At 38.3% G+C, this 14,066-nt stretch carries 10 protein-coding genes; 7 read left to right on the top strand and 3 right to left on the bottom strand.

From position 1 onward, the window contains the following. Window positions 1-45: 45 nt before the first annotated feature. Window positions 46-4,473, top strand: coding sequence for a glycoside hydrolase family 70 protein (locus F601_RS0107495; protein ID WP_018165054.1), 4,428 nt, complete (start codon window positions 46-48; stop codon window positions 4,471-4,473). A 74-nt stretch (window positions 4,474-4,547) separates the two neighbouring features. Then, window positions 4,548-6,113, top strand: a complete 1,566-nt coding sequence (locus F601_RS13380; protein WP_018165053.1) for a GbpC/Spa domain-containing protein — start codon at window positions 4,548-4,550, stop codon at window positions 6,111-6,113. Window positions 6,114-6,404: 291 nt separating this feature from the next. On the opposite strand, the gene F601_RS0107485 is transcribed toward F601_RS13380, so the two are convergent. After that, window positions 6,405-6,812 (bottom strand): type II toxin-antitoxin system death-on-curing family toxin, encoded by a 408-nt coding sequence (locus F601_RS0107485; RefSeq protein WP_018165052.1) that lies wholly within the window; start codon window positions 6,810-6,812, stop codon window positions 6,405-6,407. Window positions 6,813-7,143: 331 nt separating this feature from the next. Then, complete coding sequence (gene lysS, locus F601_RS0107480; RefSeq protein WP_018165051.1) at window positions 7,144-8,634, bottom strand: lysine--tRNA ligase; 1,491 nt, start codon at window positions 8,632-8,634, stop codon at window positions 7,144-7,146. A gap of 183 nt (window positions 8,635-8,817) precedes the next feature. Between lysS and F601_RS12455 the strand changes: the two genes are divergently transcribed. The 4 genes from F601_RS12455 to F601_RS0107460 all read left to right on the top strand — a co-directional run bounded on the left by F601_RS12455 (window position 8,818) and on the right by F601_RS0107460 (window position 11,973). Continuing rightward, window positions 8,818-9,444 (top strand): DUF4767 domain-containing protein, encoded by a 627-nt coding sequence (locus F601_RS12455; RefSeq protein ID WP_018165050.1) that lies wholly within the window; start codon window positions 8,818-8,820, stop codon window positions 9,442-9,444. A 27-nt stretch (window positions 9,445-9,471) separates the two neighbouring features. Beyond that, window positions 9,472-10,002: an O-acetyl-ADP-ribose deacetylase gene (locus tag F601_RS0107470; protein WP_018165049.1), complete on the top strand. Its 531-nt coding sequence runs from the start codon at window positions 9,472-9,474 to the stop codon at window positions 10,000-10,002. A gap of 228 nt (window positions 10,003-10,230) precedes the next feature. Then, window positions 10,231-10,881, top strand: coding sequence for a nitroreductase family protein (locus F601_RS0107465; RefSeq protein WP_018165048.1), 651 nt, complete (start codon window positions 10,231-10,233; stop codon window positions 10,879-10,881). A gap of 189 nt (window positions 10,882-11,070) precedes the next feature. Next, on the top strand, window positions 11,071-11,973 hold the full coding sequence (locus F601_RS0107460) for an HAD family hydrolase (RefSeq protein ID WP_018165047.1): 903 nt from the start codon (window positions 11,071-11,073) through the stop codon (window positions 11,971-11,973). A gap of 94 nt (window positions 11,974-12,067) precedes the next feature. On the opposite strand, the gene ypfJ is transcribed toward F601_RS0107460, so the two are convergent. Beyond that, window positions 12,068-12,970 (bottom strand): KPN_02809 family neutral zinc metallopeptidase, encoded by a 903-nt coding sequence (gene ypfJ, locus F601_RS0107455; RefSeq protein ID WP_018165046.1) that lies wholly within the window; start codon window positions 12,968-12,970, stop codon window positions 12,068-12,070. 246 nt (window positions 12,971-13,216) lie between these two features. On the opposite strand from ypfJ, the gene F601_RS0107450 reads away from it, so the two are divergent. Continuing rightward, the gene (locus F601_RS0107450; protein ID WP_018165044.1) at window positions 13,217-13,906 is read left to right on the top strand and encodes an MgtC/SapB family protein; all 690 of its coding nucleotides are present in this window, start codon (window positions 13,217-13,219) and stop codon (window positions 13,904-13,906) included. Window positions 13,907-14,066: the final 160 nt, after the last annotated feature.

The following is a 14,066-nucleotide window of genomic DNA, read 5'->3' as shown; positions in this document are numbered from 1 at the left end:
CGTGAGTTGGAATAGCACTATTGAAAAATATTTAGGAGGAAATATATGGAAAAGATAGTACGCTATAAGTTGCACAAGGTTAAAAAACAGTGGGTGACAATTGCTGTAGCAGGGATAGCAGCAATTGGATTAGGTGTTGCGACACCACATCAAACTGTTTCAGCTGATACAACGGATGCGGCAACTGCTCTCGTAGAGACACCTGTAGAAAATCTGGATGAAGAGATACCGGAGATTACTGCAACTGAACAAAACGATACAGTCGATACTGAGACAGCTGATTCTTCAACAGGGGAAAAACCAGTAGAAGTTACAGCAGAAGCTAGTCAAAACGCTGGCGCTGATGAAAATACACCTGTAGTTGAAGAAGCTGAGCAAGTAGTGACTGAGGATTCAGATATTTCTACTGAGACAACAGATGAAGAAATTCCTGTTGCTGATGAAGCAGTTGCAACAGCAGCAGAACCTGCAGTTACTAACAAGGTTGCTTTAACGAATGAAGTTGAAAAAGCTGCTGTAGCAGAGGATGGCACAGACGCTACAAACTTAAACTTAGATAATATTAAAAATATTGACGGAACTTTCTATTATGTTAATGAAGATGGTTCTGTTAAAAAGAACTTTGCTATTACAGTAGAAGGTCAATTGCTTTATTTTGACGCTGAAACTGGAGCACTAACAAGCACATCAACATATTCCTTTACAGAAGGTTTGACAAATATGGTTGATAATTTCAGCAAGAATAATCAAGCATATGACTCAACAGAAGATAGCTTTGAAACTGTTGATGGGTATTTGACTGCTGATAGTTGGTATCGTCCAAAAGCCATTCTTGAGAATGGTGAAACTTGGGTTGAGTCAACTGAAGAAGATTTACGACCTCTATTGATGGCATGGTGGCCAGATGTTGATACACAAGTTGGTTATCTTAACTATATGTCAGATTACTTTAACTTAGATGTTAACTATTCTGCTGAAAATAGCCAAGCTGAATTGAATTTAGCTGCAGAAGCCATTCAAGTGAAAATTGAACAAGCTATTACTACACAAGAAACAGCCGCATGGTTGCGTGAAGTGATGAATTCATTTGTTATCACTGAATCTAAATGGAATATTGATTCAGAGAGCAAAGGTGATGACCACTTGCAAGGCGGAGCTCTTCTTTATGTTAATAGTGATTTAACACCTTGGGCTGATTCAGATTACCGTTTGTTAAACCGCACGCCAACATTCCAAAACGGAGAAACAAACTACTTCAAGGCTGACCGAACAGGTGGTTATGAATTCTTACTTGCTGACGACGTAGATAACTCTAATCCGATTGTACAAGCAGAGCAGCTTAACCAGCTTTACTACCTAATGAACTGGGGATCAATTGTTTTTGGAGATGATGACGCCAACTTTGATGGTGTGCGTGTAGATGCCGTTGATAATGTCAATGCAGACCTTCTTCAAATCTACACAAACTTATTTGAAGCAGCATATGGCGTTCACGAAACAGAAGCGAAAGCTTTGGCCCACATCTCAATTCTAGAAGCATGGTCTCACAATGATCCAGATTATAATAAAGATACTAATGGTGCTGCCTTAGCTATGGATAATGGTTTGCGTTTGTCATTGCTTTATACATTGACTCGTCCAGTCACTAACGAAGCAAATCCTAACGAAACACGTACAGCTCGTCTTGGCGACCTCATTGATTCCTACTACGGTATGACAAATCGTGCAGTAGATGATGCTTATGGCGATACAATGGCCTCTTATGCATTTGTTCGTGCTCATGACTCAGAAGTGCAAACTATTATTGCTCAAATTATCCAAGAAAATATTAATCCTGAGTCAAATGGCTTCGCTGTAACTTTTGATGAGTTGGAACAAGCTTTCGCTATCTATAATGCTGACATGAACAGTGCTGAGAAAAAATACACACACTACAATATTCCAGCAGCATATGCTCTTTTGACATCTTACATGGAAATGGTTCCACGTGTTTATTATGGTGACCTATATACAGATAATGGTCAATACATGGAAACAAAATCTCCTTACTATGATGCTATTGATGCGCTTCTTCGTTCTCGTATTAAGTATTCTGCAGGTGGTCAAAAAATGGACATTACCTATTTACCAGGTGATGAAAGCATGGCAGCCTATGACGAGTCATCATTGTACTATTCAACAGGGGTATTGACTTCTGTTCGTTATGGTCAAGAAATTATGAAAGCAGACGATACTGAAGGAACTGAACTTAGTCGTACATCAGGTTGGGCAACAATTGTGTCTAATAATCCAATGCTATCACTGGATTCTTCAGCTAAATTGACTATTAATATGGGTCAAATTCATGCTAACCAAGCTTACCGACCATTATTGTATGGAACAGCTGATGGTGTACAAGTTTACCTTAACGACTCAGATACCAATATTATTCGTTACACAGATGCACAAGGGAATCTAACCTTTACAGCAGATGAAATTAAAGGTTACTCTACTGTTGATATGAGTGGTTACCTAGCTGTTTGGGTGCCTGTTGGAGCATCTGACTCTCAAGATATTCGTGTTGAAGCTTCTACTGAAACACGTCAAGAAGGCGAGCAAACTTATCAAGCAACAGCAGCAATGGAATCTCAAGTTATCTATGAAGGGTTCTCAAACTTCCAAGATTTTGCCCAAACAGAAGATCAATACACAAATAAAGTTATTGCTGAGAATATTGAATTGTTTAAAGCATGGGGAGTGACATCCTTCGAAATGGCTCCACAATATGTTTCAACTGACGATGGAACTTTCCTTGACTCAGTTATTCAAAATGGTTATGCCTTTGATGACCGTTATGACTTGGCTATGAGTCAGAATAATAAATACGGTTCAGCCGAAGATTTACGTGATGTTTTGAAAGCTTTGCATGCTGCAGGTATCCAAGCTATTGCTGACTGGGTACCAGACCAAATCTATACCCTTCCAGGTCAAGAAGTAGTGACTGCAAGACGTGTTAATGCTTATGGTGAAGACATTCCAGGTGCTGAAATTAAAAACACCCTCTATGTTGCTAATACTAAGAGCAGTGGTGAAGATTATCAGGCAGTTTACGGCGGTGAATTCTTGGAATACTTGCAAGAAATGTACCCAGAAATGTTTGAAGCAGTTATGATTTCAACTGGTGAGAAGATTGACCCATCAACTAAGATTAAAGTCTGGAAAGCTGAGTACTTTAACGGAACTAATATTCTTGGAAGAGGAGCAGGTTACGTTCTCAGCGACCAAGCTACTGGAACTTACTTCAACATTGCTAAAGATGGCAGTTTCCTTCCAAAACAATTGACTTCTAATTCTGTAGTAACTGGTTTCTATTTCGATGGTTCAGGTATCAGCTACTTCTCTACAAGTGGTTACCGCACAAAATCAAATCTTATCAGTTATAATGGCAATTATTATTACTTCGATGATAAGGGTTATATGGTAAATGGTACGCTTGAACTTGATGGTGAGACTTATTACTTCTTACCAAATGGTATTCAACTTCGTGATGCGATTTATGAAGATGCCCAAGGTAATCAATATTACTTCGGTAAGCTTGGTAATATGTACAAAGATGATTTCTATTCATTTGATGTTGAAGTAGTCAAAGAAGATGGTACAACTGAGACTGAAGTTAAATGGCGTCATTTTGATGAAAATGGTGTTATGGCGCGTGGACTAGTTGACATTAACGGCTCAAAACAATTCTATGACCAAGATGGTTATCAAGTTAAAGGACAATTTGTTACAGATAATCAAGGTCATGTTCGTTATTTCTTGGAAAATTCAGGTGAAATGCTTGTCAGTGATTTTGCTAAATCAGGTGACAACGACTGGTACTATTTTGATAGTAATGGTGTAGCAGTGACTGGGGCAGTCATTGTTAATGGCCAACATCTGTACTTTAACGCTGACGGTCGTCAAGCTAAAGGAATAATTGTAACAAATGCTGATAATACAATTAGCTATTATGATGCTGATTCAGGTGAAAAAATTGTAGCTAAATTCTTCACAACAGGAGATAATGCTTGGTATTACAGTGATGCTCAAGGGAACCTTGTAACAGGAAGTGCTTTGATTAATGGTCAAAATCTTTACTTCCATGCTGACGGTCGTCAAGCTAAAGGTGAATTTGTAACCTTGTCTGATGGCAGCATTCATTATTATGATGCTGATTCAGGTGAAATGCTAGTTAATGATTTTGCTAAATCAGGTAACAATGACTGGTACTACTTTGATAGCAATGGTAAGGCTGTAATAGGTTTTCAAACTGTAAGAGGTCAGTCCCTTTACTTCCGCAACAACGGTAAGCAAGTCAAAGGACAAAGTATTGTTCTTAACAATCGTCGCTATTATTTTGATGCTAATTCAGGTGAACAGGCTCGTAACACCTGGGTTACTTTAGAAAATGGCTCACGTGTATTCTTCGGAGCGCGTGGCTATATAGCTGCATAATTCTAGGATAGTCATCGGTCTCTTGGTTTTTTACCAAGGGGCTGGTGGTCGTTTTAGGAAGGAGAAAAATATTTATGAAATATGGTGAAAAGTTTAGCATTAGAAAATTAACAGTTGGCACAGCATCTGTTGCTATTGCAGGCCTTGTCTTTTTGGGAAATCCTGTAGGTGCTGATGAAGTAACAAGCTCACAAGCGTCAGCAGATACTAACTTAGTGATTGAAAATCAAGATACCAGTCAAACAGATTTGACAACTGCTCAAGAAGAACAAGCGCAAGCTATTGTCCAAGCAAAAGAAATTGGTGTTAATGTAAGTGCAAATGCTGAGGTAGTGACATCTGACCTCAACCAAGCGGTTGTCAACACAGAGCAAGATACAGAAGCAATTAAAAATGCAACTGAGCAACAGGAGCAAAATAATTTAGATTATGCTCAGGCTGTTAAAGAATATGAGCAAGAAGTGGCTGAAAAGGAAGCAAAGTACAATGAAGCTTTGGCTGATTATGAAAGTAAAACAAATACTGATGGCTATCTAAGTCAAGCAGCTGGTCAGAAATTAGTCTTTGAGACTGGATCAGAGCAGAATACTGTTGCCGAAGTAGACGCAGCAGCAACTTCAGTCAGTCAAGAAGAAGCAAGTGCTTGGGTTGAAAATAAGGCTATTTTGGATAAGGACTTTGTTTTAGAAACCATAAGTGATCTCAATTACATTGACGAGGGCTTGTACTATTTCCTTTATCCAAATGTCACAACAGAAGTTTCTTATCATAATCTAGAAAATGCCTACTTTGACAATCAAAGAATTGCTTCAGTCCTTTATACCTATACTGTTGAAGAAGCAGGTGGCGAAGATAAGGTGCTTGTGAAGATTTTCAATGACCCAACTGTTACAATTGATCTTGTTGGCTTAAATAGAAACACTCAATTAGGAATGACAGTCCGCTTCCTAGATGAAGAGGGTCAACAGATTGATGTTTCTGACGGTTTGGTCTCTTTGGCCTCTCTAAATTCTCATGTGTCCTTTGACGAAAATACTAATCAGAATATACTTGAATCCAATGAATATGTTGATAATTTCAATGGCAATCTGATTCAAATCAACGGTTCATCAGTTGTTTTTGATCAAAATACAGGAAGAGCCTACGCGCCTTATGGAAATGAATCAGTAGACTTTGGTAGTAAATTCGATAGAGATGATTGGGATGGTACTGACTTGGCTTGGTACGGTGCAATTGTAGGAAAAGTTGCAAGTGATGGAACAATTTCATTTTCATTTGGTTCTGAAAATCGTTCCACACAGTGGTTTGCATTCAATTCAAGTATTCAGGCTTATCAGGTTCCAACCTTGGAAGTGGTAGAAGAACCAGTTTTAAAAGTAGAAGAGGTTTCGTACACACCATATAAAGTTGAAGAAAAAACTATAATTCAAATTCCTCAAACTCCAAAAACACCAAACAAGGCTGAGAAACCTAATAGTCAAAACCAGGTAAAAACATCAGTAACAGTCAAAAATAATAACGAAAAAGCTAATAGTTTACCAGTAACAGGAGAATCTTCAAGTGTATTAGCCATCATATTAGGAGCCCTATTCTTCCTAATGGGAACAATTGGTATCCGCCTGTCTTCAAAACAAAAGTAAACATTTTAAAAGAGAGCTGATTAGCTCTCTTTTTGATTTGGGATGGTGATGAAAATTGTACTTGATTAAAATAAAAATCTGAAAAACTATTATTGATTTACTTTACGAAACTATAATTCAGCAAACTCGAAAAAGTAATTCAATTAGACGATGGATTAAATTAATCATCCTTGGAAATTGGGTATATTCAGATTTTTAAATTTCATAAGTATTAGTGTGAAAAATTAATGATAAATTTATTGCAACAAACATCTGAATACAGATATAAAAGTATCTAGATGTTTTTGAGTGTCAAATTTTGCTTACCCGTTCCTCAGATTTGAGAAAATTTACAACATTATCTTTCAATTCTTCAAAATCACCTTGAAAAGTTGAAATTTCTACTGTTTTATCCAAACCATCTTTAAAGCTAATATTTGATTGGAAACCGTTCATTGAAAGAAACATGTGCAATGCAAGTAATGCAGTGCGCTTATTTGCGTTGTAAAAAGGATGTTTTTTAATAAGGTTTACCCATATAATAGCAGCTTTGTTGTATATATCTGGATAAAGTACTTTTCCGAGTATTTCCTGCTCAGGTGGTTCTACAATCATCTGAAGGCTATTTAAATCAGATATACCTGCAGACTCCTTAGGAGAGTATCTGCCAATTACCATAACATTAATTCTGATAATATCTTCAGCAGTTAAATAGTTCATTTATCCACCAAGGCTTTCAATAAATCATCATATTGATTCATAGCTTTGCTGAGTTCTTTGTCGAAATCAAACTTTGGTTCAGCCTTTTTGATAACAACGGTATTTCCATGAGTTATAAATTCAATTTCTTCGCCAATCTCAGCACCCTAAGGCTTCCTTAATTCTATTTGGAATAGTAATAACAGCACTGTTGCCTGTTTTTCTAAGAATTACGTTCATAATATAGATATCCTTTGTGTATATACATAAAATGAAAATATTAACCCCTAGAATGACTACACTTAAAAAACTCCCACTGGAAAATCCAATAGGAGCATAGATATGGTTAATTTTATTTCATCGTAGGGAACAAGAGTACATCGCGGATTGTTGTTGTGTCAGTCAAGAGCATAACAAGGCGATCGATACCGATTCCAAGTCCACCTGTTGGTGGCATACCGTATTCAAGGGCTTCAACGTAGTCGTAGTCGATGCCAGTTGCTTCATCGTCTCCCAATTCTTTAGCTTGTGCTTGTGCTTGGAAACGTGACAATTGATCGATTGGGTCGTTCAATTCGGTAAAGGCGTTACCGTATTCTTTGGTCATGATGAAGAGTTCGAAACGGTCAGTGAAGCGTGGATCTTCAGCATTCTTCTTAGCAAGTGGTGACACTTCAACAGGATGTCCGTAAACAAATGTTGGTTGGATAAGTGTTTCTTCCACAAATTCTTCAAAGAAAGCATTGATGATGTGACCAACAGTATTGAAATGTTTCTCAACTGGGACGTTTTTCTCTTGGGCAATGGCTTGCGCTTCTTCAAGTGACATTGGTGTCCAGAAATCAACACCAGTAACTTCTTTAATAGCCTCAACCATGTGAACACGTTTGAAAGGTTCGTTAATCTTGATTTCAGTACCTTGATAGATAACAGGCTCATCACCTTTAACAGCGCGTGCAGTGTGTTGGATAATACCTTCAGTCAAGTCCATGATGTCTTGGAAATCTGCGTAGGCTTGGTAAACTTCGATAGAAGTAAACTCTGGGTTGTGAGTAGCATCCATACCTTCGTTACGGAAGATACGTCCAATTTCATAAACACGTTCCATACCGCCAACGATAAGACGTTTGAGGTGCAATTCAGTCGCAATACGAAGAACCATGTCGATGTCTTGTGCATTGTGGTGTGTCATAAATGGACGGGCAGCCGCACCCCCAGCTTCGTTGTGAAGAACAGGTGTCTCAACTTCTAAGAAACCAAGTCCATCAAGGTAACGACGGATTTCTGAGATGATTTTTGAACGTGTCACAAAGCGATCGAAGCTCTCACGATTTGAAATCAAATCCAAGTAGCGTTTACGGTAGATAGTCTCAACGTCTGTCAATCCATGGAATTTTTCTGGGAGTGGACGAAGAGCTTTAGACAAGTGTGTGATGTGAGTGGCTTTGATAGAAAGTTCACCCATGTCAGTACGCATGATTTCACCTTCAACACCAAGGAAGTCACCAAGGTCAGCTTTTTTGAAGATTTCGTAGTTTTCCTCACCAACAGCATCCTTGCGGACATAGATTTGGATTTGACCTTCACGGTCTTGGATGTGGGCAAAACCAACTTTACCTTTACCACGTTTTGTCATCAAGCGTCCAGCAATTGTAGCAGTTTCGTTGATGTCATGTAAGTCTTCTTTTGATTTGTCAGCGTATTTTTCTTTTAATTGACCAGAAGTAGCAGTACGTTCGAAACGTTTTCCGAATGGGTCAATCCCTTGCTCAGCCAAAGCCGTCATTTTTTCACGACGGACAATCTGTTGGTCATTTAATTCTTCGATATGTTCGTTTGACATGATTTCCTCCAATTAGTTTTCCTTCCTATTTTACCATAAAATAGGCATAGCGGGGAGGAAAATAGGTTATGAATTGCATGTTTTTTTCTTTGTTTTTGTTTTATTAGAGAAAGATGACAAGTGCAAGCGTTTCCTCGTGTTGAATGGTATAATAAAAGTAAAGAAATCGAGGAGGAAAAGGTTATGAAATCACTTAAGAGAACAATTAAATTTTCATTATCAATGCTTGTAGTCCTTGTGACTGTATTAGCAGGCGCAGGCTGTCAAAGAAAGAATGATAGCGCAAATTCAAATCAGTCAAGTACTTCTCAGTCAAGTTCCAGCTCTGCTATTGACCAAGAAAACCAGAAAAGCCAATCTGAGGAATCAGAGCAGTCTAGTGTCAGTGAGGTGGCCTATTGGAATGCTGAAAAAGCAGGTAAGTTAGCTGATTTTATGGTGGAATGGGGTGCCCAGATGAATCAAACTGACTATGTCCAGTTAGGAAGTGGCGATAGTCAGCAAAAGGGAGACATTGGTCAAATCGATTATATCAATAATAATCGAGTGGCGGTAAATGAAGTGCCAGTGACAGTTGAGTGGTCGACCGATGGAAATGGACAGGCAGACTATCAAATCGTTGACAGCTACATCTACTGGGCAGAAAATGCTGTCAATCCTATATTTTATCTCTTTACTTTGCAAAATGGCAAAGCAGTGGTACTGGTTTCTAAGCAGAACCAAGGCAATGAAGCTAATCTCTTGTATACTCATCCAACAGAGAATGTTGATTTGCAAAATGGCTTCGCTTCGATTGTTGAGTCTGAGTAAAATAATAGTAGGGGATAGGAGGACAGTATGGATAATATAGTCAATGCAAAGTCTCAAATCATACTTGTACAGGGTGGTGTCTTGGATATTAAAGCTGAGGCAATTGTAAATGCTGCCAATGATAGTCTTTTGGGAGGTGGAGGAGTGGATGGTGCCATTCATCGTGCAGCTGGTCCAGACTTACTAGAAGAATGTCGTAAGCTTGGTGGTTGCCAGACAGGTCAGGCGAAAATCACAAAAGCCTATAATATTCAGAATTCAGACTATATCATCCATACAGTTGGACCAGTTTATCAAGGAAATAAAGAAGATGGTGATTTATTGGCATCTGCCTACCAAAAATCTCTTGATTTGGCACTTGAACATTGCTGTAGCAGTATTGCATTTCCCTGTATTTCGACTGGTGCCTATCGGTTTCCTTTGGAAAAAGCTTCGCAGATAGCCATTAAGACGGTTGTCGACTGGCTGAATAGGCATTCGGAAGATACGATGACTGTGTTTTTCTGTTGTTACACAGAGAGGGAGTACAGTGTCTATCAAGAAATGTTGAATCAATAGAAAAAAACAAAAATAATTTTTCTGAGACATTGCTAATTCTTGAACCTCACTCTTGAAAGTGTTAAAATATGACTTGCGAAGCGCTTTCAAAAACACAAAACTAGTATTCTATGAAAATCAAAATGATACTTTATTAAACCTCATTACCTATCTTCGGGTATGTCTGCCTTGGTCTGTCTAGTCTGATTTTGATTTTCTTTGAGTATAATATATGAAAGAGGTAGTTCTATGTCACATTTTATCAATAATAATTTTGAAGATGTGCTAATCAATCGACATTCTGTTCGTCATTTTGATCCCAAGGTTAAAATCAGTCGAGATGAATTACAAACAATGATTTCTGAAGCTATTACAGCACCTTCAGCTTGTAATTTACAGCCTTGGCGATTTGTCATTGTTGATACAGTGGAAGGAAAAGAAAAGCTTGCTTCCTTCTTTATGAAGTTTAACAAGCCTCAACTAGAAACATCATCAGCAATTATATTCGTCTTTGGTGATACACAAGCATACAAATCATATCGTGATTTATGGAATAAAGCATATGAGGATGGTCGAATAACAGCTGAAAAACGCGATGAGGTTCTGAAAACATTTTTACCACTTTATGAAGCAGCCTCCTACGAAGGTTTAATTCATGATGCTAAGACAAATAGTTCACTTGCAACAATGCAGTTCATGCTAGTAGCGCGTGGACATGGTTATGAGACAAATGCCATTCAAGGTTATAATGCAAAAGTGGCAGCAGAGACACTGGGACTAGATCCTGAACGCTATGTGCCAAATATGGCTATTGCTATTGGTAAACCAGATCCTAATAACCTACCAAGTGAAATCAAATCCACACGATACACAACAGAGGACGTGTGTCAGTTTTTATAGAAATAGTAAGTGATGCTGGGCAGAAGTCCAGCATTTTTTATCTTTAGAGAGATAGGATAAGAAATATTAAATATCATCTCTTTCGGAATAATTTGGGACCAAGACAAATTGTGGAATTAAATTGAAAAATACCTATAAACAAGGTATAATAGCAAACGGAATTGAAAAATTTGGAGAATAAAGAAAATCATGATTACTTCGATTGTTTTTGATGTTGATGACACGATTTATGACCAGCAAGCACCCTATCGTATTGCGGTTGAGAAATGTTTCCCTGACTTTGATATGAGTCACATCAACCAGGCTTACATTCGTTTCCGTCATTATTCTGACGTTGGTTTCCCACGTGTTATGGCAGGAGAATGGACAACAGAGTACTTCCGTTTCTGGCGTTGTAAGGAGACCTTGTTAGAGTTCGGATACCGTGAGGTTGATGAAGCTACAGGTGTGCATTTTCAAGAAGTTTATGAAAATGAACTTGAAAATATTACCATGTTGGATGAAATGCGCATGACATTGGACTTTCTTAAATCAAAAGGTGTGCCAATGGGGATTATCACAAATGGTCCAACAGAGCATCAGTTGAAAAAAGTTAAAAAGCTAGGTCTTTATGACTATGTCGACCCTAAGCGAGTCATTGTCAGTCAGGCAACAGGCTTCCAAAAACCAGAGAAGGAAATCTTCAACTTGGCAGCGGAGCAATTTGACATGAACCCATCAACAACTCTTTATGTTGGGGATTCTTATGATAATGATATTATGGGAGCTTTTAACGGGGGATGGCATTCTATGTGGTTTAATCACCGTGGTCGAAGTCTAAAGCCTGGTATTAAGCCAGTTTACGACGTGGCTATTGATAACTTTGAACAGCTTTTTGGAGCTGTTAAGGTTCTATTTGACCTTCCAGATAACAAATTTATCTTTGATGTCAACGATAAGAAGAACCCTATTCTTGAGATGGGAATCAACAATGGTCTCATGATGGCAGCAGAACGCCTGCTTGAAAGCAATATGAGCATTGATAAAGTCGTTATCTTACTTCGCTTGAGTAAACAACAAGAAAAAGTATTACGACTAAAATACAGTCATTAAAAAATGAAAGGACAAGTCCAATGCGGAATCTTGTCCTTTATTTTATCTAAAATGATAGAAAAAACTGCTGGACTTGTCCAACAGTTAAATACTTTTAGAGTGAGCTGGCGCTAAAGGTGTCACCGTGTTCAATATCGCCGTATTCAAAGCCACGATTAAACCAACGTTTACGTTGCTCCGATGTGCCATGAGTGAAACTATCAGGATATGTTTTCCCATAAGCTTCTTTTTGCAAGTGATCATCACCAACAGCATGGGCAGCAGTCATGGCTTCTTCAAAATCCCCTTCTTCAAGAAGTCCCTCCCCTTGAACATAATTTGCCCAGGCTCCTGCATAGTAGTCTGCTTGAAGTTCGAGGCGGACATTAAGGGCATTAGCATCCTTTTCAGACAGGCTTTGGTATTTTTTATGATAAGCGGACATGGTACCAAGTTCATTCTGCACATGGTGTCCCACTTCATGTGCAATAACATAGGCCATGGCAAAGTCTCCAGCAGCACCATACTTTGTAGACAACTCTTCATAGAATGATAAATCTAGATAAACTTTTTTGTCAGCTGAACAATAGAAAGGACCAGATGATGCTTGTCCTGTTCCACAACCAGTCTGAGTAGAGCCAGTATAAAGAACTAAAGTCGGTGCTTGATAAGTTAGGCCTTCATCTTTAAAGGTTTGATCCCAATAGTCTTCGGTTGAAGCAAAAACCTTGCTAACAAAATCAGCATCCTCATCTGAAACTTCAAGACCGCTAGTAGTCGTGATATTGGCGGATTGATAAGGATTAGATGTATTACCACCTGTTAAAATCCCAGAAAAACCACTACCACCGATAACAAAAAGTAAGATAAGAATAATCAGTTTAGTCTTCCATCCTGTGCGGGATAAAAGAAGTTGTAGCAACATCCCAGAGCCAGCAGAGCCCCCACTATAGCCCCCAGAACTTTGCCCACGACGGTCTTCAATATTTTTGCTTTTACGCAAATCATCAATTTTCATGACGCATCCTCACAGTTTTTTCTTTTATTATAAAAGATTTTGATCAAAATTGCATGTCCTTTTACTTGTTTTTTGGGACATAGCAGAGCTATAATTTTTATATTCTCTTTTAGTGTTCTCATCAATTACCATCACTAGAGGTTGTCCAAAGCACTGACTTGAAAATGAGAGTAATAGGTCATTTTTTGATATAATGTGAGTAAGAGAAATACATTTTACTAAGTAAATCAATGATTGGAGGGGACAATGACATTAAATTTCTGGACAATTTTCACAAGGATCCTCATGGCAATTCTTGTCGGAGGAATTATCGGTTACGAACGTGACCAAAATACCCAGTCAGCTTCAATTCGAACATATATGTTGGTCTGTCTGGGTGCTAGTCTTGTTATGATGACCAATCAGTATATTTATCACTACTATGGAGCCGGTGATCCAACTCGTATGGCAGCTCAAGTAGTTAGTGGTATTGGTTTTCTGGGTGCGGGTACTATTTTGGTTACCAAGCAAAATCAGGTACGTGGATTAACCAGTGCTGCAGGTATCTGGGTGTCAGCTGCATTAGGCTTAGCTATAGGTGTCGGTTTTTACATAGCTGCGCTTGTCGGTTTTTTCTCTATAATTGCTATTATGTCAATTCTCTACCCTGTCCTTGATTATTTTCGTCGAAGATCACAAAATCTAAATGCCTATGTCGTTTTCTGCAATCTGGAATCCTTGGATAAGCTCCTGCAGTACTTGATTATCAACAATATTAAACTAAAAGGCATGCATAATGATTTGATGGAATATACGCCACTCTATCAGGCTAATAGTGACAAGGACGAAATTGGTTGCGTTATTAAGGTAAAACTAAATTCCCGTATCAATCATGAAGAATTCATTAACAATATCCGCAAGGAAGCTGGGATTCGTTACGCCGAAGAATTGAAATAAAGAATATATATTGAACTGGACTGGGGGAATCTCAGTTCTTTTTGTGTCATAGCAAAGCTAAAAAGGTAATTCCAGACTCAATTAACAAACTATGTCAGCTATCTTAAAATGTCAGGATAGCCCTTGTTTTTCATGCTGATTTATCACCGTTTAGCCTATT

The sequence above is a fragment of the Streptococcus henryi DSM 19005 genome, assembly GCF_000376985.1.
GTDB lineage: Bacteria > Bacillota > Bacilli > Lactobacillales > Streptococcaceae > Streptococcus > Streptococcus henryi.
This window is presented reverse-complemented; position numbering and strand designations above follow the sequence as displayed.

Bases quoted from the DNA above. Each gene is read 5' to 3' on its own strand.
- F601_RS0107450 (WP_018165044.1), top strand. From the start codon at position 13,217: ATGACATTAAATTTCTGGACAATTTTCACAAGGATCCTCATGGCAATT.
- F601_RS0107460 (WP_018165047.1), top strand. From the start codon at position 11,071: ATGATTACTTCGATTGTTTTTGATGTTGATGACACGATTTATGACCAG.
- ypfJ (WP_018165046.1), bottom strand. From the start codon at position 12,970: ATGAAAATTGATGATTTGCGTAAAAGCAAAAATATTGAAGACCGTCGT.
- F601_RS0107485 (WP_018165052.1), bottom strand. From the start codon at position 6,812: ATGAACTATTTAACTGCTGAAGATATTATCAGAATTAATGTTATGGTA.
- F601_RS0107495 (WP_018165054.1), top strand. From the start codon at position 46: ATGGAAAAGATAGTACGCTATAAGTTGCACAAGGTTAAAAAACAGTGG.
- F601_RS0107465 (WP_018165048.1), top strand. From the start codon at position 10,231: ATGTCACATTTTATCAATAATAATTTTGAAGATGTGCTAATCAATCGA.
- F601_RS0107470 (WP_018165049.1), top strand. From the start codon at position 9,472: ATGGATAATATAGTCAATGCAAAGTCTCAAATCATACTTGTACAGGGT.
- lysS (WP_018165051.1), bottom strand. From the start codon at position 8,634: ATGTCAAACGAACATATCGAAGAATTAAATGACCAACAGATTGTCCGT.
- F601_RS12455 (WP_018165050.1), top strand. From the start codon at position 8,818: ATGAAATCACTTAAGAGAACAATTAAATTTTCATTATCAATGCTTGTA.
- F601_RS13380 (WP_018165053.1), top strand. From the start codon at position 4,548: ATGAAATATGGTGAAAAGTTTAGCATTAGAAAATTAACAGTTGGCACA.